This window comes from Comamonas testosteroni ATCC 11996 (assembly GCF_000241525.1).
Taxonomy (GTDB): Bacteria; Pseudomonadota; Gammaproteobacteria; order Burkholderiales; family Burkholderiaceae_C; genus Comamonas; species Comamonas testosteroni.
In genome coordinates, this window is sequence record NZ_AHIL01000049.1 from 29,219 (window position 1) to 52,286 (window position 23,068).

At 61.9% G+C, this 23,068-nt stretch carries 19 protein-coding genes; 2 read left to right on the forward strand and 17 right to left on the reverse strand.

Annotated elements, in window-relative coordinates:
- Positions 1-3: 3 nt before the first annotated feature.
- The 5 genes from CTATCC11996_RS21510 to CTATCC11996_RS21530 all read right to left on the reverse strand — a co-directional run bounded on the left by CTATCC11996_RS21510 (position 4) and on the right by CTATCC11996_RS21530 (position 4,829).
- Positions 4-141, reverse strand: coding sequence for a cbb3-type cytochrome oxidase subunit 3 (locus tag CTATCC11996_RS21510; protein ID WP_003063128.1), 138 nt, complete (start codon positions 139-141; stop codon positions 4-6).
- A gap of 17 nt (positions 142-158) precedes the next feature.
- The gene (gene ccoO / locus CTATCC11996_RS21515; RefSeq protein ID WP_003080453.1) at positions 159-791 is read right to left on the reverse strand and encodes a cytochrome-c oxidase, cbb3-type subunit II; all 633 of its coding nucleotides are present in this window, start codon (positions 789-791) and stop codon (positions 159-161) included.
- A 19-nt stretch (positions 792-810) separates the two neighbouring features.
- On the reverse strand, positions 811-2,247 hold the full coding sequence (ccoN, locus tag CTATCC11996_RS21520; protein WP_034349987.1) for a cytochrome-c oxidase, cbb3-type subunit I: 1,437 nt from the start codon (positions 2,245-2,247) through the stop codon (positions 811-813).
- Between the two features lie 63 nt (positions 2,248-2,310).
- Positions 2,311-2,448 (reverse strand): cbb3-type cytochrome oxidase assembly protein CcoS, encoded by a 138-nt coding sequence (gene ccoS, locus CTATCC11996_RS21525; protein ID WP_003056328.1) that lies wholly within the window; start codon positions 2,446-2,448, stop codon positions 2,311-2,313.
- Entirely contained in the window at positions 2,448-4,829 is a 2,382-nt protein-coding gene (locus tag CTATCC11996_RS21530) for a heavy metal translocating P-type ATPase (protein ID WP_003080457.1), read from the reverse strand. Before CTATCC11996_RS21530 ends, ccoS begins: the two co-directional genes overlap by 1 nt.
- 188 nt (positions 4,830-5,017) lie before the next feature.
- On the opposite strand from CTATCC11996_RS21530, the gene CTATCC11996_RS21535 reads away from it, so the two are divergent.
- On the forward strand, positions 5,018-5,461 hold the full coding sequence (locus tag CTATCC11996_RS21535) for a universal stress protein (RefSeq protein WP_003080460.1): 444 nt from the start codon (positions 5,018-5,020) through the stop codon (positions 5,459-5,461).
- A gap of 312 nt (positions 5,462-5,773) precedes the next feature.
- Here the strand turns inward: CTATCC11996_RS21535 and CTATCC11996_RS21540 are convergent, their stop codons facing one another.
- The 7 genes from CTATCC11996_RS21540 to CTATCC11996_RS21570 all read right to left on the reverse strand — a co-directional run bounded on the left by CTATCC11996_RS21540 (position 5,774) and on the right by CTATCC11996_RS21570 (position 14,549).
- Positions 5,774-7,327 carry a malonate--CoA ligase gene (locus CTATCC11996_RS21540; RefSeq protein WP_034350043.1) on the reverse strand — a complete coding sequence of 518 codons (1,554 nt, stop codon included), beginning with the start codon at positions 7,325-7,327 and terminating at the stop codon, positions 5,774-5,776.
- A gap of 162 nt (positions 7,328-7,489) precedes the next feature.
- Entirely contained in the window at positions 7,490-8,506 is a 1,017-nt protein-coding gene (locus CTATCC11996_RS21545) for a Bug family tripartite tricarboxylate transporter substrate binding protein (protein ID WP_003080465.1), read from the reverse strand.
- 112 nt (positions 8,507-8,618) lie between these two features.
- Positions 8,619-10,034 carry a malonyl-CoA decarboxylase gene (locus CTATCC11996_RS21550; RefSeq protein WP_003080467.1) on the reverse strand — a complete coding sequence of 472 codons (1,416 nt, stop codon included), beginning with the start codon at positions 10,032-10,034 and terminating at the stop codon, positions 8,619-8,621.
- Between the two features lie 155 nt (positions 10,035-10,189).
- On the reverse strand, positions 10,190-11,032 hold the full coding sequence (lgt, locus tag CTATCC11996_RS21555) for a prolipoprotein diacylglyceryl transferase (protein WP_003080469.1): 843 nt from the start codon (positions 11,030-11,032) through the stop codon (positions 10,190-10,192).
- Positions 11,033-11,177: 145 nt separating this feature from the next.
- Complete coding sequence (locus CTATCC11996_RS21560) at positions 11,178-12,185, reverse strand: Bug family tripartite tricarboxylate transporter substrate binding protein (RefSeq protein ID WP_003080470.1); 1,008 nt, start codon at positions 12,183-12,185, stop codon at positions 11,178-11,180.
- Between the two features lie 124 nt (positions 12,186-12,309).
- Positions 12,310-14,169, reverse strand: coding sequence for a dihydroxy-acid dehydratase (gene ilvD, locus CTATCC11996_RS21565; RefSeq protein WP_003080473.1), 1,860 nt, complete (start codon positions 14,167-14,169; stop codon positions 12,310-12,312).
- Between the two features lie 140 nt (positions 14,170-14,309).
- Positions 14,310-14,549 (reverse strand): TIGR04438 family Trp-rich protein, encoded by a 240-nt coding sequence (locus CTATCC11996_RS21570; protein ID WP_003080475.1) that lies wholly within the window; start codon positions 14,547-14,549, stop codon positions 14,310-14,312.
- A gap of 113 nt (positions 14,550-14,662) precedes the next feature.
- Here CTATCC11996_RS21570 and CTATCC11996_RS21575 point away from each other — a divergent pair, with 113 nt between their 5' ends.
- The gene (locus CTATCC11996_RS21575; RefSeq protein WP_034350048.1) at positions 14,663-14,968 is read left to right on the forward strand and encodes a c-type cytochrome; all 306 of its coding nucleotides are present in this window, start codon (positions 14,663-14,665) and stop codon (positions 14,966-14,968) included.
- 384 nt (positions 14,969-15,352) lie between these two features.
- Here the strand turns inward: CTATCC11996_RS21575 and typA are convergent, their stop codons facing one another.
- The 5 genes from typA to nusA all read right to left on the reverse strand — a co-directional run bounded on the left by typA (position 15,353) and on the right by nusA (position 22,991).
- Positions 15,353-17,179, reverse strand: a complete 1,827-nt coding sequence (typA, locus tag CTATCC11996_RS21580; RefSeq protein WP_003080479.1) for a translational GTPase TypA — start codon at positions 17,177-17,179, stop codon at positions 15,353-15,355.
- Positions 17,176-18,168 carry a tRNA pseudouridine(55) synthase TruB gene (gene truB / locus CTATCC11996_RS21585; RefSeq protein ID WP_003080481.1) on the reverse strand — a complete coding sequence of 331 codons (993 nt, stop codon included), beginning with the start codon at positions 18,166-18,168 and terminating at the stop codon, positions 17,176-17,178. Before truB ends, typA begins: the two co-directional genes overlap by 4 nt.
- 4 nt (positions 18,169-18,172) lie before the next feature.
- The gene (rbfA, locus tag CTATCC11996_RS21590) at positions 18,173-18,550 is read right to left on the reverse strand and encodes a 30S ribosome-binding factor RbfA (protein WP_003080483.1); all 378 of its coding nucleotides are present in this window, start codon (positions 18,548-18,550) and stop codon (positions 18,173-18,175) included.
- A 95-nt stretch (positions 18,551-18,645) separates the two neighbouring features.
- The gene (infB, locus tag CTATCC11996_RS21595) at positions 18,646-21,480 is read right to left on the reverse strand and encodes a translation initiation factor IF-2 (RefSeq protein ID WP_034349990.1); all 2,835 of its coding nucleotides are present in this window, start codon (positions 21,478-21,480) and stop codon (positions 18,646-18,648) included.
- A gap of 23 nt (positions 21,481-21,503) precedes the next feature.
- Positions 21,504-22,991: a transcription termination factor NusA gene (gene nusA / locus CTATCC11996_RS21600; RefSeq protein ID WP_003080487.1), complete on the reverse strand. Its 1,488-nt coding sequence runs from the start codon at positions 22,989-22,991 to the stop codon at positions 21,504-21,506.
- Positions 22,992-23,068: the final 77 nt, after the last annotated feature.

Consider the following 23,068-nt stretch of genomic DNA (forward strand, 5'->3'; position numbering starts at 1 on the left):
GACTCAGTCTTCCAGGAATGGAACCTGAGCTGCCTCGTCAAAACGGGCCTGGTTGCGGCGGGCATACGCCCACCACCAGATGCCCACGAAACACGCCAGCGATGCCAGCGTGGCCACGATACGCATGGTGGTGATATCCATTTCCAGCCCTTTCTCTCTTACTTGACAGCGCGACCAAGGACCTGCAGATAGGCAATCACTGCCTCCATCTCTGTCTTGTCCTTGACCTCGGCCTGAGCACCGGCGATTTCCGCATCGGTGTACGGGACACCCACCTTGCGCAGCGCGCTCATGCGCGTTGCCACGGCCGTGTCTTCCACCTTGTTGGCTTCCAGCCAGGGGTAGGCAGGCATGTTGGACTCGGGCACCACGTCACGCGGGTTGTTCAGGTGGATGCGATGCCATTCGTCGCTGTACTTGCCGCCCACGCGATGCAGGTCGGGGCCGGTACGCTTGGAACCCCACTGGAAGGGGTGGTCGTACACGAACTCGCCAGCCACCGAGTAGTGGCCGTAGCGCATGGTCTCGGCGCGGAAGGGACGGATCATCTGCGAGTGGCAGTTGTAGCAACCCTCGCGCAGATAGACGTCGCGCCCCATCAGCTGCAACGGCGTGTAGGGCTTGAGACCCGCCACGGCTTCGGTCGTGGACTTCTGGAAGAACAGCGGCACGATTTCCACCAGGCCACCAATGGTCAGCACGAACAGCGTCAGCGCGATCAGCAAAAAGTTGCTGGTCTCGATCTTCTCGTGCGAAAAGCTCTTGGGAGCTGCGTTATTTTGATCAGACATTGCTTTTGCTCCTCAATGCTCAGGCGTGAGCCACCACGGCAGGCACTGCCACCTTGACGGAACGGCCGGCCACTGCGGTCTTCCAGGTGTTCCATGCCATCACCAGCATGCCGCCCAGATACAGCAGACCGCCAGTCACGCGAATCACATAGAAGGGATAGGTCGCCTTCACGCTTTCCACGAAGGTGTAGGTCAGCGTGCCGTCGGGGTTGACAGCGCGCCACATCAGGCCCTGCATCACACCGGCAATCCACATTGCGGCGATGTACAGCACGATGCCGATGGTCGCCATCCAGAAGTGCAGCTCGATTGCGGGCACGGAGTGCATCTTCTCGCGGCCGAACAGACGGGGGATCAGGTAGTACAGAGAGCCCATGGTGATCAGACCCACCCAGCCCAGCGCGCCGGAGTGCACGTGACCCACGGTCCAATCGGTATAGTGGCTCAGCGCGTTCACGGTCTTGATGGCCATCATCGGGCCTTCGAAGGTGGACATGCCGTAGAACGACAGGGACACGATCAGGAAACGCAGGATGGGATCGTCGCGCAGCTTGTGCCAGGCACCCGACAGCGTCATGATGCCGTTGATCATGCCGCCCCAGCTGGGAGCCAGCAGGATCAGCGAGAACACCATGCCCACGGACTGAGTCCAGTCAGGCAAAGCGGTGTAGTGCAGGTGGTGAGGACCCGCCCACATGTACGTGAAGATCAGCGCCCAGAAGTGCACGATCGACAGGCGATACGAGTACACGGGACGACCCGCCTGCTTGGGGATGAAGTAATACATCATGCCCAGGAAGCCGGCGGTCAGGAAGAAGCCCACGGCGTTGTGCCCGTACCACCACTGAACCATCGCATCCTGCACGCCGGCGTAAGCCGAGTAGCTCTTCATCCAGCCGGCGGGGATGGAAATATTGTTGACGATGTGCAGCAGGGCCACGGCCAGGATAAAGGCGCCGAAGAACCAGTTTGCCACATAGATGTGCTTGACCTTGCGGATGCCAATAGTGCCGAAGAACACGATGGCGTAGGACACCCAGGTCACTGCGATCAGCAGGTCCAGAGGCCATTCCAGCTCGGCGTATTCCTTGCCCTGGGTATAACCCAGAGGCAGGCTGATGGCAGCGCCGACGATAACCAGTTGCCAGGCCCAGAAGGTCAGGCTGGCCAGCTTGGGCATGAACAGCTTGGTCTGGCAGGTGCGTTGCACCACGTAGTAGCTGGTCGCGAACAGCGCCGAGCCACCAAAAGCGAAGATCACGGCATTGGTATGCAGCGGACGCAGACGTCCGTAGCTCAGCCAGGGAATGCCGAAGTTGAGTTCCGGCCAGGCCAGCTGGGACGCGATAAACACGCCCACCGCCATACCTACCACCCCCCATACCACAGCCATGATAGAGAACTGTCTTACGACGGTGTCGTCGTAATAGACAGCATTGTTATTTGTTGCTTCCATCGGGCACCTCTTAGATATCTTGCAAAGTGTTCATTGGTTTCTGGTCGGGCTCGTTGAGCCACATCAATCGTCGCGAAGAATGCGCTCGCCTTCTTGTTCCACGCTCTCGAACTGGCCCCGGTACACGGCCCACCACAGGGCAGCCACAATGGCCATGACCAGAACAACCGACAGCGGAATCAATACATACAAAATATCCATCAATGGCCTCCTTGAGTCAGTGGCATGACGGTGCCCCGCGGCGCAAGGTGCGCGGGGGCGGACGCGTTGCTATCTACAGCCTGCAGCGGCAACGCACGTGCAAGACGGGCTGCGTTGGCGACGACCAGCAAGGAGCTCAGCGCCATGCCGAGCCCTGCCAGCCAGGCAGGCATCCAGCCCACAAGGGCCAGAGGAATAGAGATCGCGTTATAGGCTGCTGCCCAGCCCAGGTTCTGGCGCACCACGGACAGGGTCCGTCGGGCCAGCAACAGGCTTTGCAACACTAACTCCAGGCTGTCTCCCAGTACCACGAAGTCTGCTCGCGATTGTGCCAGCGGCACTGCTCTACCAAAAGCAAAAGAGACATGCGCTCCGGCTAAAACTGGGCCGTCATTCAGGCCGTCGCCCACCATGGCAACCTTATGCCCTGCAGCCTGTGCCGCCTGCATGGCTGCCAGCTTGTCCTGCGGTTGGCAATCGCCCTGCGCCTGCTCTATGCCCAGCTTGGCGGCCACGGTTTGCACCGCTGCAGAACGGTCTCCCGAGAGCAGTTGCACCGCCACACCTTCCTGCCTGAGGTCGGCAATGACCTGGGCCGCTTCGGGGCGCACGTCCTCGCTCAGATGGAACTGCGCCAGGGGCAGCCAGCCACTTTTCGATTCCTCGGCCAGCATCACGCTCTGACCCGGCTCATGCGGTGCCAACTCGGGCACGCCGCAATGCGCGGCCGAGCCCAGGCGAAGGTGGCGGCGCAAAGCGGTATTGCTGCGCGCCTGCACCCAGACATCAAGGCCGCTGCCAGCAACTTCCTGTACGGAGTCCAGCAGCCATGCGCTGGCAGGCAGTTCGGCCACCTCGGCTGCCTGCGCCAGGGCCCTGGAAGCGGGATGCATGGACTGACGCGCCAGCAAGGCGGACAGCGCCAGCAGCTCATCCGTGTCCTGACCTTCAGCAGGTGTCAGCGCGCGCAGCACCAGGCCGTCGCGCGTCAGCGTTCCGGTCTTGTCGAACACCAGCGTATCCACAGCGGCCAGCGCCTCCAGCCCCTGCAGATTGCGCACCAGCACGCCGCTGCGCGCCAGGGTGCCAGCCGCCGTCAGCATGGCCACGGGCGTGGCCAGCGAAAGCGCACAGGGGCAGGTGACGATGAGCACCGCCACGGCCACCATCATGGCCTTGCCCGGGTCGGTGGGCCACCACCAGATGGCGGCAGCCAGCGCCGCCAGCAGCACCACGACAAGGAAAGGCCGGGCCACCTTGTCGGCCAGCTGGGCCAGAGTGGGCTTTTGCAGCGAAGCGCTTTCCATCAGATTCACGATCTGCGCAAAGCGGGTGCCCTCACCCACGCTGTCCACCCTCATATCGACAACACTGTCCAGGTTGTAGCTGCCAGCGGTGACGGCATCGCCTTGTGCGCGCAAAACAGGCGTGGATTCGCCAGTCAAAAGCGCCTCATCGGCATGGGTGGTACCGCGCAGAATCCGGCCGTCTGCGGGGAAAGCTTCGCCCGTGAGCACACGCACCACATCACCCACACGCAGGCGGCGCGTGGCCACACGCTCGAACTCGCCCGAGTCGGGCTGCTGACGCAGCACCGAATCCGGCAGCCGGTTCATCACGGCCTCCAATGCACCGGCCGTGCGGTCGCGCAGGCGCAGCTCCAGCCAGCGACCCGTGAGCAGGAAAAAGACAAACATGGTCAGCGAGTCGAAGAAGACTTCGTGACCGAAGGGACCGGAGGGATCGAAAGTGCCCAGCGTGCTGATGACAAAGGTGATCAGCATGCCAATGGCCACGGGCAGGTCCATGCTCACGCGGCGCTGGCTGATGTCCTTGAGCGCGCTCTTGAAGAAGGGGCCGCAGCAAAACAGCACCACAGGCAGAGAAATCACCCAGGAGGCCCAGCGCAGCAAGGTCTCCATCTCCAGCGACAGGTCGCCGGGCCGCGCCGTGTAGGCCGGCCATGCATACATCATCACCTGCATCATGCACAGGCCGGCCACCAGCCAGCGCCACAGGGCACGGCGCGTCTCGGCCTGGCGCAGCTCGCGCGCGAACGCATCGCGCGCGGGCAAGGCCCGATAGCCGGCACGCGATACGGCCTCCATCCATTGCGATGGAAGCACCTGGGCAGGACGCCACTCGACACGGGCTCGGCGCGTTGCGGCACTGACTTCGGCTGCCTGCACTCCGGGGACGGCCCGAAGCGCCTCCTCGATGGTCAGCGCGCACGCAGCACAGTGCATGCCCTCCAAAACCACGAAGGAATCCCACACCGGGGACTCGGTTGCGTTCTCGGAGATTGGGGCCTTGGGGCTCTGGCCGGCGGGGCGACCAAACGAGCTCCATTCTTGCGGATCGTCCAGCAGATGACTGTGCATCTGGGACAAGTTCAGGGAACCGGTGTCAGCAACAGCATGCTCTGCCGCGGAAGGCTGGACAGTAGTGTGTTGGGACATGTTTCAAGCGTAACTACGCCAGATGATACCCACCTTGACATTAATCAACCGTTAACTGCCCAATCGACATATGCTTGTATTTACAACACCTGCAACCTAAGGAGAAAGCTATGTACAACCGCATTTTGATTGCTACCGACGGCACCGAACTCTCGGACAAGGCTGTGCATGCAGGCCTGGATCTGGCCGCTTTGTGCGGCGCCAGCGTGATTGCGCTCAAGGTTGTCTCGCACTATCCGCGCAGCTATCTGGAAGGCAGCGACTTGCTGGACATCAAGGAAGCCAAGCGCGTTGAGGAGCAATGGACCAATCAGGCCCAGACCCTGCTGAACGGCGTCAAAGCCTTTGGCCATGAGCGCAAGGTCAATGTCACGACCGAAATCGCCCACTCCGACCTGGTGGCCGAGTCGATTGTGGAAATGGCCAAAAAGCATGACTGTGACCTGATCGTCATGGCTTCGCACGGTCGCAAGGGCCTGCAGCGCCTGCTGCTGGGCAGCGAAACCCAGCATGTGCTGACGCACTCACCCGTGCCGGTGCTGGTGCTGCGCTGACTGGCTCCCCTTGAGCCGCTTCGCGGCTTCCAATGACGGGACGGACCTCGCCGGGCGCCCCTGGCCGATCTTGCCCCTGATATCCAGTGACACAGGCTGCTCAGGGGTCGCCGTTTGCCACTCACAAATTAAAAGCAGCTTGCGTACAAGCTGCTTTATTTATGGGTCGATTCGATGCTGAATCTGCCTTGCAAGCTGCGTGAACAGCTCACTTTTCAGGAGTCAAGTCAAAAGACAAGCGCCTGAAACGCAGCCAATAGTGCAGCCAAAAACCAACGCTTGGCGTCCAGCTGGAGACACTCGGCAGCAGGTTCAGGAGAACTCCTGCTGATACTGATCGCGCAGCAGCTTCTTCTGAACCTTGCCCATGGTGTTGCGCGGCAGGCTGTCCACCACATAGCAGCGCTTGGGCACCTTGAAGTTGGCCAGCCTGGCCTTGAGCGACTCCAGAATCTTCAGCCCATCGAGCTGCGCACCCTTGCGCGGCACGATGACGGCAACGCCGACCTCGCCAAAGTCCGGGTGCGGCACTCCAACCAGTGCGCTTTCGTCCACGCCAGGCAGATCGTTGATGAAGCCCTCCACCTCGGCCGGATAGACGTTGTAGCCGCCCGAGATGATCAAGTCCTTGCTGCGTCCCACGATGCTGAAATAGCCGCGCTCATCCTGCAGACCCACATCGCCGGTCTTGAACCAGCCGTCGGCCGTGAACTCCTCTGCCGTCTTCTCCGGCATGCGCCAGTAGCCCTTGAAGACATTAGGGCCCTGCACCTCGATATTGCCGATCTCGCCTGCGGGCAGGGCCTTGCCGTCGTCGCCATGAATGCGTACGCCCACGCCAGGCAGGGGAAAGCCCACGGTTGCGCCACGGCGCTCGGCCTCATTGCCATAGCGCGCATCAGCCTGATAGGGGTTGGAGGTCAGCATGATGGTCTCGCTCATGCCATAGCGCTCAAGGATGGTGTGACCGGTACGCGTCTTCCAGGCGCGGAAGGTCTCGATCAGCATGGGGGCCGAGCCCGAGATGAACAGACGCATGTGCGCGGCCATGTCGCGGTCCAGCCGGGCGTCGGCCAGCATGCGCACATAAAGGGTCGGCACCCCCATGAAGACGGTCGCGTCCTTGAAGCGCGCCATGACGGCCTCGGGCTCGAAGCGGGCAAACCAGATCATGGGACTGCCGTTGAGCAGCGCCCCGTGAATGGCGACAAACAGGCCATGCACATGGAAGATGGGCAGCGCGTGAATCAGCACATCGCCTTCCTGCCAGCCCCAGTACACCTTGAGCATGGCCGCATTGCTCAGCAGATTGCCGTGGCTGAGCATGGCGCCCTTGCTGCGCCCCGTGGTGCCGCTGGTGTAGAGAATCGCCGCCAGATCGTCGGCGCGGCGCGCAACGACCTGGTGCTCGTCGCTGTGGTGGGCCGCGCGCTCCAGCAAGCTGCCCGTGCGGTCGGTACCCAGGGTGTAGACATGGCCCACGCCGTGGTTGAATGCAATCTTGGACACCCAGCCGAAACAGCCGGGTGCGCAGACCACCACGGCCGGCTCGGCATTGGTGATGAAGTACTCCATCTCTGCGCTCTGGTAGGCCGTGTTCAGCGGCAGGAACACATGGCCGCTGCGCAGCGTGGCCAGGTAGAGCATCATGGCTTCGACCGACTTTTCCACCTGCACCGCAATGCGGCTGCCCTCGGGCAGATCCAGAGAGGCCAGCAAATTGGCCATGCGTGCACTGCCCTGCTCCAGATCGGCCCAGGTGTAGTAGAGGCTGGAGCCATCGGGCTCGATGGCCTCCACGGCGATTTTCGTCAGATCCGCAGGAAACGCAGCGCGCAGCGCGCTGAAAAGATTGGCTTGAGGCATGTCGGTCATCGTGATGCTGTCGAACTCGGAAACGGTGAAAGCAAAAGGTCCATGGCCATCATAGGCCCGGCCCTGGCCTGGCCGGTGGCGCCAGGCACTGAAAAAACGCACTTCTTCAAATGGGATGCGAGCAAAGGCCGCCCCGCAAGGCAGCCAGCCGGCTCAGGAGTCAATCTTCACATTCGCCGCCTTGACCACATGGGCCCAGCGCTGGATCTCGCTTTGCACCATGGCAGCAAACTGCGGCTGGCTCAGCTGGCCGTAATCGGCGCCGTTCTTGGCCCAGGCAGCCTTGATGTCCTCGGCTGCGCCGATCTTGCGCACCTCGTCCAGCATCTGCTGCTGCACGGCAGCAGGCGTGCCCTTGGGCGCCCATAGCCCATACCAGGTGGTGACGGTGAAGTCCGGCAGGCCGCACTCGGCGGCGCTGGGCACATCGGGGAAGGCGGGGTTGCGCTTGGCGCCCGCCACCATCAAGGCCTTGATGCGGCCGCCCTTGATATGCTGGGCCGATGAGCCCAGGCCGTCGAACAGCATGTCCACATTGCCGGCGATCAGGTCCTGCAGCGCAGGGCCTGCGCCCTTGTAGGGAATATGGGTGATCTGGGTCTTGGTCTGCAGCTTGAACAGCTCACCTGCCAGGTGGTGCGAAGACCCCGGCCCTGCCGAGGCATAGTTGTACTTGCCGGGGTTGGCACGCAGGTCCTGCACAAGAGCCTGCAAGCTGGCATGAGTCACCTTCTTGGGATTGACCACTACGACCTGCGGCACGCTGGCCAGCAGCGCCAGCGGGATGAAGTCGCGCTCCAGATCGTATTCGAGCTTGGGATAGACCGAGGGCGCAATCACATGGTGGGTGCCGCCCATGAAGAAGTTGTAGCCGTCAGGTGCGGCCTTGGCCGCAATGCTGGCACCCAGCGTGCCGCCCGCGCCACCGCGGTTGTCTATCACCAGGGTCTTGCCCGAGGTCTTGGCGAACTGGGCAGAGAACGGTCTGGCAAAGGTGTCGGTGCCGCCACCGGCAGGAAAAGGCACGATCAAATTGACAGGCCTGCTCGGCCACTCCGATGCCTGGGCCATGCCCGTCCAGCCCGATGCCCCAGCCGCCAGCAGCGCCCCCGCCGACCCCAGCAGCGTGCGCCGCTGCAAACCCACGCTCTTTGCCCAAGAATCCTGCATCTATGTCTCCTCTGCGCGCCTGGTCAGCAACATCGCCGCAGCCAGGCTTGTGGTTGGAAGACGCAGCAGCAAAAGCCGGCTCAGGCCGGGCGCAGCGCGAGTCGCGATGCACTCAACCCTTGCACAGCGATTCGATCTCCGAGGAAACGGGAATCTTGCTCTGCGCCAACAGGCTGCGGTGCTTGTCCAGGCGCTTGAGGTCATACAGATAGTTGACCATCAGCCCCATGGATTGCTTGAGCCCCTTGGACGACAGGTCTGCCGCCCAGTTCAGGCGCTCCACGCGCGCACCGTTGCCAAGGTGAAAGCGTGCCACGGCATCCAGCGGACGGCCCTTGGCAGTTTCCCGACCCAGATAGCGCGCGGCGCAAAACATGGCAGCCTGACGCACCACCGACTTTTCCGGCAGCGAGCCGGGGTCGTCCAGCGCAGCCAGCAATTGCGCAGCGCTCACTCCGCCAGCGACTTTTTCCAGAGCTGCCTTTTGCTTGTCGTCCAGCTCCGCCAGCGCTGCATCGCCGTTCTTGCTCAGCCAGCTGCGCAGTCCCGGAATGGGCGACAGCGTGGCGAACTGCTTGAGCTTGGGGAACTCCTGCGTGAGCGTCTCCACCACATGCTTGATCAGCGAATCGCCGAAGCTCACGCCCTTGAGTCCGGTCTGGGTGTTGCTGATGGAATAGAAGATGGCGGTATTGGCCTTGGCCAGATCGGCGGCCGCTGCGGCCTCGTCCAGCAGCGGCGCCATGCTGCCCGCCATCTTGTCCAGCAGCGCCACCTCCACAAAGATCAGCGGCACATTGGGCATGCGCGGGTGAAAGAACCCATAGCAGCGGCGGTCGCTGTCGAGGCGATTTTTCAGATCGGCCCAGCTGCGGATATCGTGCACTGCCTCGTACTTGATCAGCTTCTCCAGCAGCGATGCGGGCGAGTCCCAATTCAGGCTTCTGAGTTCCAGCAAGGCCACATCGAACCAGCTGGAAAACAGATGCTCCAGCTCGGCGTCCAGCGCCACATAGTGCTGCTCGGCCTTGGGCAAGGCCAGCAGTTCGGCACGCATATCGACCAAAAAGCCCATGCCGCCCCTGGGCTGGGCAAAACGCTGCAGCAGCCGCGTGCGCGATGAAACCAGGGCACGGCGCAGACTCATCTCGGCCTCGCCGCGCTCTACATCGCTGCCCGCCTTGTCGTAGCGCTCGCGGGCCGCCTGCAAGGCCTTGGCATCGGGGCCGAACTTTTCGATCGCCAGCAGCCAGAAGTCCTTGCGTGCAGCCAGATCGGCCTTGCCATACCAGTCCATCAGCACCTGCGCGTGACGGCCGCCTTCCACGTCACTGAGCGCGGTATCGGCCACCTGCTGCATGTCCTGCAGCAAGCGACGCAGCTCGCGCGGCGACAGCGCCTCCTCCCCGCGACGCAAGGTGGCCTCCAGGCGTTGCGCCAGCGGGCGATGCTGGCCGTCGCCCTTCTCGCCCTCAGCCCCGCGCACCCACAGCTTGGTTTGCTCAATCCACTCGGCTGCCCACCCCATATGCATCTCCTTGTTCCAGCACCATCATGCTCTCATTGAAGAAGCAGATACCGCAATTGCAGTAACGCTTTCAGCCATTATGTGCAGTTTTTCTGCCTCGCACACCGCACCATAAAAAACGCAGACCGAGGTCTGCGTTTTTCAAAATCTGGCCTTCAGGCCGTGGTTCGCTGAACCGCGTAGGCCTGGCGCTTGCCGCACCACACCCACATGAGCACACCGGCCACGATCATGGGAATGCACAGCCACTGCCCCATGCTCATGCCCAGCGACAGAATACCCAGGAAGTCGTCGGGCTCGCGGAAGTACTCCGCAATGAAGCGGAAGGCCCCATAGCCGATCAGAAATACCGCCGCGACCTGGCCGGGCTTGCGCTCCTTGCGCGCGTACAGCCACAGGATGATGAACAGCAGCAGCCCTTCCATCAGAAACTGATAGATCTGCGAGGGATGACGCGGCAGCATGGAGCCGCTTTGCGGAAACACCATGGCCCAGGGCAGATCGGCACTCGCAAAACGCCCCCAGAGTTCGCCGTTGATGAAGTTGCCGATCCGGCCCGCAGCCAGCCCCGTGGGCACGCAAGGCGCCACAAAATCTGCGACTTCCAGCCAGTTGCGCTTGCGCGAGCGAGCAAACCAGATCATGGAGCCGATGACGCCCAGCAGGCCGCCGTGAAAGCTCATGCCGCCCTGCCAGACGGCAAGAATCTCCAGCGGATGCGAGAGGTAGTAGCCAGGCTTGTAGAACAGGCAGTAGCCGATGCGCCCGCCCACGACCACGCCCAGCACGCCGAGGAAGAGAATGTCCTCCACATCCTTGCGCGCCCAGGCACGCTCGCCCGTCATGTATTTGAATGGAGGGTGGTGCAGTCGGCGCGTGCCCAGAAACAGGAACAGACCAAAGGCCACCAGATAGGTTATGCCATACCAGTGCACGGCCAGCGGGCCAATCTGCACGGCTACAGGATCAATGTGCGGATACATCAGCATGTCAGGCATTGTGCCGCAGGCCGATGACGTTTCTGCAAAACTGCATGCTCCGAGAACGCTGCAAGGCCTCATTCGTCGATTCAAAGACCTCAGAGGCGCCAAGCCGCGGCCTGGATGACTGCGGCATCCGGCACCGGCAGTCCTATGTGAAGCGTCAATGCGGCTTGTCCACCGCCGGGCCCTGCTCGCGCACGGTCTGGCGCACGACCCTGGCGGTCTCATCCATCATGGAGCTCAATCGCTGCGGTGTGCCGCCCAAGACATGCACGCCCATGGTCTGCAGACGCTCCTGTACGGCAGGCTCCTGCAGGGCCGCGTTGGCAGCGCCGTTGAGCCTGGTCACGACGGCCTGCGGCGTTCCTGCCGGAGCAACGATACCGAACCAGGTGATGGCCAGATCGTTGAGCGAAGGGTGACCCAACTCCCTGAACGTGGGCACCTGCGGCAGGGCCGGCAAACGCTCCTGTGCAGCCACGGCGAACGCAACCAGGCGGCCCGCAGCCACATGCGCAGCCGACGAGGGGTACTGATCGCTGAGAACCTGGGTCTCGCCCGACAACGCGCCACTGATCACCGGCCCCTGCCCCTTGTAGGGAATGTGGTGCAGCTTGAGCTTGAGATCGGCATTGAGACGCTCGGCAATCAGATGCCCGATGGAGCCTACTCCGGCCGATCCGATATTGAACTGACCCGGCTTGCTGCGCGCAAGAGTGAGGAACTGGGCGTAGTTCTGCACACCCATATTGGGATGCACGGAGAACACCGACGGAATGGACGCCAGTGCAACCACCGGTACAAAGGCCTTGGCAGGGTCTATGCGTGCCGACTGGGGCAGCATGATCGGATTGACCACCAGCGTGCTGATGGTGCCCAGGCCGATCGTGTAGCCGTCAGGCGCGGCATTGGCCACGGCCTCGGCCCCGATGAAGCCGCTGGCGCCGGAGCGGTTGTCGACCACCACGGGCTGACCCAGCGTCGTGTGCATGGCATCGGCAACCAGTCGCGCCACGATATCGGTGGAGCCTCCGGGTGTGAAAGGAACCACCAGACGCACGGGACGCTGCGGGTAACGCCCTTCTGCAGCCTGCGCCGTCAATGCCCCCAGCAAGGCCAGCAGCCCTGCGGTCTTCGACAAGAAGGAGGGGCGAACAGCGAAAGACATGGAGATCACTTTCTGGCAAGGCAATAAAAACAGCCGCGCGACTTGCATCGAGCGGCTGTGAGATTGTCCGTCAGCATGGGAGTCCGCGCTGACGAAATGACGAAACAAACGTAACGGCGATCGTTCAGTCGTCCAGCAGAGTCAGATCGCGCACGGCGCCGGTGTCGGCGCTGGTCACCAGCTTGGCATAGGCCTTGAGGGCCGCCGAGATCTTGCGGGGACGCGCCTGGGCAGGCTTCCAGCCCTTGGCATTCTGCGCTTCACGGCGGCGCTCCAGCTCTTCGTCGCTGACCAGCATGTTGATGCTTCGGTTGGGAATGTCGATGCGGATGATGTCGCCGTTCTGCACCAGACCGATCGCGCCGCCGGCTGCCGCTTCGGGAGAGCAGTGACCGATGGACAGACCGGAGGTACCGCCCGAGAAGCGGCCATCCGTCAGCAGCGCGCAGGCCTTGCCCAGCCCCTTGGACTTGATGTAGCTGGTGGGATAGAGCATTTCCTGCATGCCGGGGCCGCCCTTGGGGCCTTCGTAGCGCACTATGACCACGTCGCCGGCCTTGACCTTGTCGGCCAGGATGTTGGCAACGGCCTCGTCCTGCGACTCGACCACATGGGCCGGACCTTCGAACACCAGGATCGATTCGTCCACACCTGCGGACTTCACCACGCAGCCGTCCAGCGCAATATTGCCGCGCAGCACGGCCAGGCCGCCTTCCTTGCTGAAAGCGTGCTCGTAGCTGCGGATGCAGCCTTCGGCACGGTCCAGGTCCAGGCTGGGCCAGCGGGTGTTCTGGCTGAACGCCACCTGCGTGGGAATGCCGGCCGGGCCGGCCATGTAGAAGTGACGCACGGACTCGTCCTGCGTGCGCATGATGTCCCACTGCTCCAGCGCATCCTTCATGGTCTTGGCATGCACCGTGGGCACGTCGGTGTGCAGCTTGCCGGCGCGGTCCAGCTCGCCCAGGATGGCCATGATGCCGCCGGCGCGGTGCACGTCTTCGATGTGGTACTTGGGCGTGTTGGGCGCCACCTTGCACAGCTGGGGCACGACGCGCGAGAGGCGGTCGATGTCGGCCATGGTGAAGTCGATACCCGCTTCCTGGGCGATGGCCAGCAGGTGCAGGATGGTATTGGTGGAGCCACCCATGGCGATGTCCAGCGTGATGCAGTTCTCGAACGCCTTGAAGCCCACGGAGCGTGGCAGCACGCTGTCGTTGTCGTTCTCGTAATAGTCGCGGGCCAGCTCGACGATGCGGCGGCCGGCGCGCAGGAACAGCTCTTCGCGGTCCGCATGCGTGGCCACCACGGTGCCGTTGCCAGGCAGGGACAGGCCCAGCGCTTCGGTCAGGCAGTTCATCGAATTGGCGGTGAACATGCCCGAGCAGGAACCGCAGGTCGGACAGGCGGAGCGCTCCACCTCGGCCACTTCGGCGTCGGAATAGCGCTGATCGGCCGCTATCACCATGGCATCCACCAGGTCCAGCTTCTTGAACTCGATGGTCTTGGTTTCGGGGTTGGCCAACTTGGTCTTGCCGGCTTCCATGGGGCCGCCGGAAACAAAGATCACCGGAATGTTCAGGCGCATCGCGGCCATCAGCATGCCGGGGGTGATCTTGTCGCAGTTGGAGATGCACACCAGCGCATCGGCGCAATGGGCATTGACCATGTATTCGACCGAGTCCGCGATCAGGTCGCGACTGGGCAGCGAATACAGCATGCCATCATGGCCCATGGCGATGCCATCGTCCACGGCGATGGTGTTGAACTCCTTGGCCACACCGCCGGCCGCCTCGATCTCGCGCGCGACCAGTTGCCCCAGATCCTTCAGATGCACATGGCCGGGCACGAACTGGGTGAAGGAATTGGCAATCGCAATGATGGGCTTGTCAAAATCGCCATCTTTCATGCCGGTGGCACGCCACAGGGCGCGCGCACCGGCCATGTTGCGGCCGCCAGTGGAGGTTTTGGAACGGTATGCGGGCATGGGGTTCGCTATAAGACGTTATCGGGAAATGATTCTTTGGATTATGGCCCAGCACAGCAAGGCAGCGATGCCTAGCCCATGGCGGGCTGTCAGGCAAAACAATCGCAAGACATCGTCAATCACGATGTCTGATTCGCTGCTCAACGACGTCGCTGGCCCGGTGCCATGGCCTGCTTCTGACGCTCGATACGCTCTTTCTTGCGCTGGTCCATCTTCTCCATGGCCTTGCGCTTGGTATAGCCGGAAGCATCGGCCCAGGCCCACCAGGCGGCAGCCGCGCCATAAATACCCAGAATCGGCCACCAGCTCCAGCCTGCGACAGGCCCGATCTGCGCAAGCTTGAGCAGCGACAACACGATCGCCAAACCTAACAGATACATACATCCCCTTTTTTGCTGATTTTCCAAAACACAGAGTGCACTGGAGAGTACACAACCCAAGCACTACAATGCGCTAAAAGATCAACTTTAACCCCGCACCCTGGGAACTCATGATGAAGCAATTTCTGATCGCTTTCGCCCTTTCCGCCGCTGCCGTGGCCCCTGCCATGGCCGATCAGGCCCTGGCGCAGTCCAAGAACTGCATGGCCTGCCACGCCGTTGACAAGAAGCTGGTTGGTCCCGCATTCAAGGATGTGGCCGCCAAGTATGCAGGCCAAAAGGATGCAGCAGACAAGCTGGCTGCCAAAGTCATCAAGGGCGGCTCCGGCGTGTGGGGCCCCGTGCCCATGCCCGCCAATCCCCAGGTGAACGACGCCGATGCCAAGAAGCTGGTGGCCTGGATTCTGGCGCAGAAGTAAATCGACTGCTTCTCAACGGCGCGAGACAGGGCCGTTCTCAAAAACCGCATGGCTGCCATGCGGTTTTTTTGTTTCTGACGCCCCCGCGACTCAGCACCTCCCCCTGCTCTTGCATCAGCGCTGCGGCGCCAGACGTCCAGACTTCGCTCCGCACCCGTGAGGTCAGCATCTGCAGCACTTGACTGCCACAGCCCGGCTGAAACTCGGCAGCAGTCCGGCAACAACTCGGCAGCAACTCTGCCCATTGCTCGCATGGCGACGAATCGATACCGCAGCGGTTGCGATGTATCGAGTCAGGCAGATGAGCAGCCCGCCTGGCAGCAGACGTGCTATAAAAAAGGCCCCTAAGGGCCTTTTTCTGGATTCACAGCCTGGGCTTGTGAATTACGCATCACGCGAAGCACGCTTGCGATCGTGCTCCTTCAGGTGACGCTTGCGCACGCGCAGGCTGGTGGGGGTGATTTCCAGCAGCTCGTCGTCTTCGATGAATTCCACACCGTATTCCAGCGACAGGTCGATGGGAGGCGTGATCTTGATTGCATCTTCCTTGCCGCTGACGCGGAAGTTGGTCAGCTGCTTGGTACGCGTGGCGTTCACCACCAGGTCGTTGTCGCGGCTGTGGATACCGATGATCATGCCTTCGTACACGGGGTCGCCGGCCTTCACGAACATGCGGCCACGGTCGTCCAGCTTGCCCAGGGCGTAGGTGAAGATTTCACCGTCGTCCATGGAGATCAGCACGCCGTTCTTGCGGCCGCCGATGTCGCCCTTATGGGGTTCGTAGCTGTCGAAGATGTTGGCGATCAGACCGGAACCACGTGTCAGGTTCAGGAATTCGTTGGTGAAACCGATCAGGCCACGGGCAGGAATACGGTATTCCAGACGGACGCGACCGCGGCCATCGGGTTCCATGTTCACCAGCTCGCCCTTGCGCTCGCCCAGTGCCTGCATCACGCCGCCCTGGTGGCCTTCTTCGATGTCGGCAGTCACCAGCTCGATAGGCTCGTGCTTTTCGCCGTCGATCATCTGCATCACGACGCGGGGCTTGGAGACGGCCAGCTCGTAGCCTTCGCGGCGCATTTCTTCCAGCAAAATGGTCAGGTGCAGTTCACCACGGCCGGAGACTTCAAAGATACCGTCTTCGTCGGTTTCCTTGACGCGCAGAGCCACGTTGGAGCGCAGTTCCTTTTGCAGACGGTCCCAGATCTGGCGGCTGGTCACGAACTTGCCTTCACGACCTGCCAGGGGCGAGGTGTTCACGCAGAAGTTCATGGTCAGGGTGGGCTCGTCAATCTTCAGCATGGGCAGAGGCTGGGGATTGACCGGGTCGGTGACGGTCTCGCCGATACCGATGTTTTCGATACCGCTGATCAGCACGATCTCGGAAGGACCGGCTTCGGTGGCCTGCACGCGATCGATACCCTGGAAGGTATGCACCTGGTTGATCTTGCCGCTGTAGCTCTTGCCGTCAGGACCGGCCATCACAGCCACTTGCTGACCGGGCTTGAGCGTGCCCTGGGTGATGCGACCCACGCCGATACGACCCACGAAGGTGGAGTAGTCCAGAGCGGAGACCTGCAGCTGCAGGGGAGCGCTGGCGTCGCCCTGCACGGAAGGCACGTGATCCAGGATGGTGTCGAACAGGGCGGACATGTCCTCACCCCACTTGGCACCGGGCTCGCCCTCTTCCTTGGACGACCAGCCGTTGATGCCGGAGGCGTAGACCACGGGGAAGTCCAGTTGCTCGTCGGTGGCGCCCAGCTTGTCGAACAGGTCGAAAGCGGCGTTGATCACCTTGTCGGGGTTGGCACCGGGCTTGTCCACCTTGTTCACCACCACGATGGGGCGCAGACCCAGGGCCAGAGCCTTCTTGGTCACGAAGCGCGTCTGGGGCATGGGGCCCTCTTGCGCGTCGATCAGCAGCACCACGCCGTCGACCATGGACAGGGCGCGTTCCACTTCGCCGCCGAAGTCCGCGTGACCGGGCGTGTCGAGAATGTTGATGTGGGTGTCCTTCCAGGACACGGCACAGTTCTTGGCCAGAATGGTGATGCCGCGCTCACGTTCGATGGCATGGTTGTCCATCACGGTGTCGACGACTTTTTCGTGCTCGGCAAAAGTGCCGGACTGGCGCAGCAGCTGGTCCACCATGGTGGTCTTACCGTGGTCAACGTGCGCGATGATCGCAATGTTGCGGATTTGTTTGCTCATAATGTTTCCAAAATGCCGCTTGCTTGTGGACGCGGCGTTCCTTCCAAAATTTGTTGAATTTCTAGCGGACTGAGCAGGCGCTCGGGGATCAACTCCCCGCTCGCCACACGGCCTACCCCTAAAAGGGCATGCGGGCGCTCACCATACACCGCCACGGCCGGGGCATCAGCCCAAGACCCTCGACGGCGCAAGCCTGATAGAAAGCGTCCTGCATCCTGTTCACCCAAGGTGACGACGGCATGACGATGCAGCAGGGTATCCACAGGCTGGACCTGCGCGATGCGCTCTTCATCGTTCATGGCTTCCAGCGCCTGCAGCGTCACGCAGCGCGACACTTCAAGACCGCCGGTTTCCACACGGCGCAGAAAACGCAAATGGGCGCCACAGCCCAGGGCCTCGCCCACGTCTTCGCCCAATGTGCGGATGTAAGTGCCCTTGCTGCAGGTCACTCTCATCTTGACGGCCGGATGCCCCTGATCGTCCTGCACCAGCGTCAGATCCAATGCATGAATCGTGACATCGCGTGCGGGGCGCTCCACTTCCACGCCCGCACGGGCGTATTCATAGAGTGCCTTGCCGTCCTTCTTCAGCGCACTGTGCATGGGCGGCACCTGCTTGATGTCGCCCGTGAACTGGGCCTGCACCTGCGCCAGGCGCTCGGGCGTGATGGCTGCCAGATCGACGGCACGCTCCAGCACCACATCGCCCTCGGCATCGGCCGTGGTCGTGGTCTGGCCCAGGCGGGCAATGGCTTCGTAGGTTTTCTCGGCTTCGAGCTGAAGCTGACTGAATTTGGTGGCAGCGCCGAAACACAGCGGCAGCACGCCACTGGCCAGCGGATCAAGCGTGCCTGTATGCCCGGCCTTTTCGGCGCGCAGCAGCCACTTGACCTTCTGCAAGATATCGTTGCTGGACCAGCCCAGCGGTTTATCAAGCAGCAACACCCCATGCACAGGGCGCCGCTGCACCCGGGTGCGAGGGGCGTTCATGTGCTTATTCCTCTTCGGGTCCGCGCGACGCCACAGCCTTGGCGATCAAGGCGTTCATGTCGGCAGCGCGCTCTGTAGTGCGGTCGTAGACGAAATGCAGCGTGGGCACGGTATGAATGTGCAGACGCTTGAACAGGCCGTTGCGCAGAAAGCCTGCGGCCTGATTGAGTGCAGCCAGCGTCACTTCGGGATCGCCGACGAGCACGCTGAAGAACACCTTGGCGTGGGCATAGTCAGGAGTCACCTCCACGCCTTGCAGCGTGACCATGCCGACGCGCGGGTCCTTCAACTCGCGGGCGATCAGCTCCGACAGATCACGCTGGATCTGGTCGGAAACTTTGAAGCTGCGGTTGGGTGCAGCAGATTTGCGTTTGGTTGCCATGAATAAAAAAGGAGCTATTTGCGCTTGCTGCACAAGGAGTTCAAGGCGTTTTCAGCCTCAAACCCTTGCGCAGCAGGCGCTAGCAGCTATTGCTTTTACAGCGTACGAGCGATTTCCTTGATCTCGAAGACTTCCAGCACGTCGCCTTCCTTGATGTCGTTGTAGTTGCGCAGCTTGATACCGCACTCGAAGCCTTCCTTGACTTCCTTGACATCGTCCTTGAGGCGGCGCAGCGACTCGATCTCGCCCGTGTAGATGACCACGTTGTCGCGCAGCAGACGGAAGTGTGCGTTGCGGGTGACGTGACCTTGCGTGATGTACGAGCCGGCAATGGTGCCGATCTTCGTCGCCACGAACACGGTGCGGATCTCGGCCATACCGATGATCTCTTCGCGCTTCTCGGGAGCCAGCATGCCCGACATCGCAGCCTTCACCTCATCCACGGCGTCGTAGATGATGTTGTAGTAGCGCACGTCGACATCGTTGCCTTCAGCGGTCTTGCGGGCCTGAGCATCCGCACGCACGTTGAAGCCGATGATGATGGCCTTGGAAGCCAGAGCCAGGTTGACGTCGGACTCGGAGATACCGCCCACGCCGGAGTACACCAGCTGAACCTTGATCTCGTCGGTCGACAGCTTGAGCAGCGAGGCTGCCAGAGCTTCCTGCGAGCCTTGCATGTCGGCCTTGATGATGATGGGCAGAGTCTGCACATCGCCAGCGGACATTTCGGCGAACATGTTTTCCAGCTTCGCAGCCTGCTGCTTGGCCAGCTTGGTATTGCGGAACTTGCCGGCGCGGTAGGTCGCGATTTCACGGGCACGGCGTTCGTCGCTCAGCACCATGAAGTCGTCACCAGCCATGGGCACTTCGTTCAGACCCTGAATCTCGACAGGGATGGAAGGACCGGCTTCCTTGGTCTGCTTGCCGTCTTCGTCGAGCATGGCTCGCACACGACCATAGGTCTGGCCTGCCAGCACCACGTCGCCGACCTTCAGCGTACCGGACTGCACCAGCACCGTAGCCACGGTACCACGGCCCTTGTCCAGCTGGGCTTCGATCACGATACCCTTGGCAGCAGCTTCCACCGGCGCCTTGAGTTCCAGCACCTCGGCCTGCAGCAGCACTTGCTCCAGCAGCTCGTCGATGCCCTGGCCGGTCTTGGAGGACACGGCCACGAAGGGAGAATCACCGCCGTACTCTTCGGGCAGCACCTCTTCCACGACCAGCTCCTGCTTGACGCGGTCGGGGTTGGCTTCGGGCTTGTCGGCCTTGGTGATGGCCACCACGATGGGAACACCAGCCGCCTTGGCGTGCTTGATGGCTTCCTTGGTCTGGGGCATGACGCCGTCATCGGCAGCAGCCACCAGAATCACGATGTCGGTGGACTTGGCACCGCGAGCACGCATGGCCGTGAAGGCCTCGTGACCGGGAGTGTCCAGGAAGGTGATGATGCCGCGAGGCGTCTTCACATGGTAGGCACCGATGTGCTGCGTGATGCCGCCGGCTTCGCCCGACGCCACCTTGGTGCGGCGGATGTAGTCCAGCAGCGAGGTCTTGCCGTGGTCCACGTGACCCATGACGGTCACCACAGGAGCGCGGGGCAGTTGCTCGGCTTCGGAGTTGGAAACTTCCTCGGCTGTGAAGGCTTCGGGATCGTCCAGCGCAGCCACCTTGGCGGTGTGGCCCATTTCTTCCACCACGATCATGGCGGTGTCCTGGTCCAGCGGCTGGTTGATGGTGACCATCTGGCCCATCTTCATCAGAACCTTGATGACCTCGGATGCCTTGATGGCCATCTTGTGGGCCAGTTCGGCCACGGTGATGGTCTCGGGCACCGAGATCTCCAGCTGACGGAACTCGGGAGCCTGCTGCTGTTGCTGCTCGTGACGGTCATTGCCACGACGGCCACCCCTGGGTCCGCCGCGCCAGTTGGAGCGGCCAGCGACGCCACCGGAGCTGTCGCCACGGGTCTTGATTTCCTTCTTCTTGGCCGCATCGTTGGACCAGCTCGAAGACAGCTTGGCAGACTTGACTTCCTTGCCAGGACGGGCACCGCCGCCGGCGTTGGCTGCACCAGCGCTGCCTGCAGGCTTGTTGCCATCCTTGGCGGCAACAGGCTTCTTGGCATCCGCAGCGACCGGAGCAGCCTTCTTGGGCTCTTCGGGCTTCTTGGCAACCAGCACCTTCTTGGGCGCGGCCATCATGGCACGGATGGCTTCCGCCTCGGCCAGTGCCTTGCGGCGGCGTTCATCCAGATCCTTGGCGCGGCTGGCTTCTTCAGCAGCCTTGGCCTGGGATTCGGCTTCCGCCTTGGCGCGTGCATCGGCCTGGGCCGCAGCACGTGCAGCAGCGCCTGCGGCGTGCTCGCGCTTTTCCTCTTCCTTTGCCGCCTTGGCTTCAGCCACCTTGGCGACTTCAGCGGCTGCATAGGCTGCAGCACGTTCCTCGGCTTCGCGCTCGCGGCGCTCGCGCTCTTCGCGCTCTTGACGTTCCTTGGCCAATTGTTCTTCCTGATGGCTCAACAGCTCGGCCTCGCGGCGAGCATCTTCTTCACGGCGTACCAGCTCTTGACTAGCGGCACGCTCCTGCACAGCCTTAGCCATGCTTTCCGCATTGGCCTGAGCCTCGGCGGGAGTGTCTTCCCGCTTCACGAAAGTGCGCTTCTTGCGCACTTCCACCTGAATCGTACGGGCACGGCCCGATGAATCCGCCTGCTTGATTTCGCTGGTGGACTTCTTGGTCAGCGTGATCTTCTTGGCACCGCTGCCATGGCTTGCCTGCAGGTGAGACAGCAAACGCTGCTTGTCACCTTCGGTCAGCGCATCAGCGGCATTGGCCTTGTCAACCCCGGCGGCCTTGAGCTGCTGCAGCAAGGTATCAGGGGTCGTGTTGCGCTCTTTCGCAAATTCTGCAACCGTATTACTCGACATAAATGCTCTGTACCTCCCTGACCTTACTCTTGCCCATCGGTAAACCAGTGCTCACGCGCCTTCATGATCAAGGCCTTGGCTTCTTCGGCAGTCTGACCGGTGATTTCGGTCAGCTCGTCGATTGCCAGGTCGGCCAGATCGTCACGGGTGTGCACATCAGCTTGCGCCAGCTTGTCCAGCAGTTCGGCACTCATGCCGTCCAGAGACACCAGATCCTCGGATGCCTTGCTCACATTTTCTTCGCGAGCAATTTCCTGACTCAGCAGTGCATCCTTGGCGCGGCTACGCAGCTCGTTCACCGTCTCTTCGTCGAAGGATTCGATTTCGAGCATTTCCTGCAGCGGCACATAGGCCACTTCCTCCAGGGTCTCGAAACCTTCTTCGATCAGGATGTTGGCGATTTCCTCGTCCACATCCAGCTTTTCCATGAACAGCTTGCGCGAGACAGCCGACTCGTCGGCCTGCTTCTGAGCAGACTCGGCAGCGTCCATGATGTTGATCTTCCAGCCTGTCAGCTCGGAGGCCAGACGTACGTTCTGACCGCCGCGACCGATGGCGATGGCCAGATTTTCCTCGTCCACCACCACGTCCATGGCGTGCTTTTCCTCATCCACAACGATGGAAGAGACATTGGCAGGAGCCAGAGCACCGATCACGAACTGTGCGGGGTCTTCGGACCACAGCACGATATCCACACGCTCGCCGGCCAGTTCGTTGGTCACGGCGTTCACACGGGTACCACGCACGCCGACGCAGGTGCCGATGGGATCCACGCGCTTGTCGTGGCTCAGTACGGCGATCTTGGCACGAGAGCCGGCGTCACGGGCGCAGCTCTTGATCTCCAGCAGGCCTTGCTCGATCTCGGGCACTTCATTGCGGAACAATTCCACCATGAATTCGGGGGCCGAGCGCGACAGCAGGATGGGAGCGCCGCGCAAGGTGGCATCGACTTCCATGATCATGGCACGCACTCGGTCGCCATTGCGCAGATTTTCCTTGGGGATCATCTCGCCGCGCTTGAGCCGGCCTTCCACACGGCCGGATTCGACAATGATGTCGCCCTTGTCCATGCGCTTGACGGTACCGGTGAAGATCTTCTCGCCACGGGCCAGGAATTCGTTGAGCAGCATTTCGCGCTCGGCGTCGCGAATCTTCTGCAGGATGACCTGCTTGGCAGCCATGGCACCAATACGGCCAATGGGCAGCGACTCGATCTGCTCTTCAATGAACTCACCAATTTGAATGCCGGGCACGCGGTCTTCCGCATCCATCAGCATTTCTTCGGCGTCGGGGTTCTGCAGACCGGCATCGTCAGACACCACCACCCAGCGGCGGAAGGTGTCGTAGTCGCCGCTTTCGCGATCGATGGACACGCGGATGTCTACTTCACCTTGGTACAGCTTCTTGGTGGCCTGTGCCAGTGCGGATTCCACGGCACCAAAAACCACATCGCGTTCCACGTTCTTTTCACGCGAAATGGCTTCAACCAACATCAACAGTTCGCGATTCATGCGACGACTCTCCTATTTCAATCACACAAAGAGGATTTGCATGCGACCTCTTTGCCCCAAAAGATTCCAACGCTTCA

Bases quoted from the DNA above. Each gene is read 5' to 3' on its own strand.
- CTATCC11996_RS21510 (WP_003063128.1), bottom strand. From the start codon at position 141: ATGGATATCACCACCATGCGTATCGTGGCCACGCTGGCATCGCTGGCG.
- ccoO (WP_003080453.1), bottom strand. From the start codon at position 791: ATGTCTGATCAAAATAACGCAGCTCCCAAGAGCTTTTCGCACGAGAAG.
- ccoN (WP_034349987.1), bottom strand. From the start codon at position 2,247: ATGGAAGCAACAAATAACAATGCTGTCTATTACGACGACACCGTCGTA.
- ccoS (WP_003056328.1), bottom strand. From the start codon at position 2,448: ATGGATATTTTGTATGTATTGATTCCGCTGTCGGTTGTTCTGGTCATG.
- CTATCC11996_RS21530 (WP_003080457.1), bottom strand. From the start codon at position 4,829: ATGCACAGTCATCTGCTGGACGATCCGCAAGAATGGAGCTCGTTTGGT.
- CTATCC11996_RS21535 (WP_003080460.1), top strand. From the start codon at position 5,018: ATGTACAACCGCATTTTGATTGCTACCGACGGCACCGAACTCTCGGAC.
- CTATCC11996_RS21540 (WP_034350043.1), bottom strand. From the start codon at position 7,327: ATGCCTCAAGCCAATCTTTTCAGCGCGCTGCGCGCTGCGTTTCCTGCG.
- CTATCC11996_RS21545 (WP_003080465.1), bottom strand. From the start codon at position 8,506: ATGCAGGATTCTTGGGCAAAGAGCGTGGGTTTGCAGCGGCGCACGCTG.
- CTATCC11996_RS21550 (WP_003080467.1), bottom strand. From the start codon at position 10,034: ATGGGGTGGGCAGCCGAGTGGATTGAGCAAACCAAGCTGTGGGTGCGC.
- lgt (WP_003080469.1), bottom strand. From the start codon at position 11,032: ATGCCTGACATGCTGATGTATCCGCACATTGATCCTGTAGCCGTGCAG.
- CTATCC11996_RS21560 (WP_003080470.1), bottom strand. From the start codon at position 12,185: ATGTCTTTCGCTGTTCGCCCCTCCTTCTTGTCGAAGACCGCAGGGCTG.
- ilvD (WP_003080473.1), bottom strand. From the start codon at position 14,169: ATGCCCGCATACCGTTCCAAAACCTCCACTGGCGGCCGCAACATGGCC.
- CTATCC11996_RS21570 (WP_003080475.1), bottom strand. From the start codon at position 14,549: ATGTATCTGTTAGGTTTGGCGATCGTGTTGTCGCTGCTCAAGCTTGCG.
- CTATCC11996_RS21575 (WP_034350048.1), top strand. From the start codon at position 14,663: ATGAAGCAATTTCTGATCGCTTTCGCCCTTTCCGCCGCTGCCGTGGCC.
- typA (WP_003080479.1), bottom strand. From the start codon at position 17,179: ATGAGCAAACAAATCCGCAACATTGCGATCATCGCGCACGTTGACCAC.
- truB (WP_003080481.1), bottom strand. From the start codon at position 18,168: ATGAACGCCCCTCGCACCCGGGTGCAGCGGCGCCCTGTGCATGGGGTG.
- rbfA (WP_003080483.1), bottom strand. From the start codon at position 18,550: ATGGCAACCAAACGCAAATCTGCTGCACCCAACCGCAGCTTCAAAGTT.
- infB (WP_034349990.1), bottom strand. From the start codon at position 21,480: ATGTCGAGTAATACGGTTGCAGAATTTGCGAAAGAGCGCAACACGACC.
- nusA (WP_003080487.1), bottom strand. From the start codon at position 22,991: ATGAATCGCGAACTGTTGATGTTGGTTGAAGCCATTTCGCGTGAAAAG.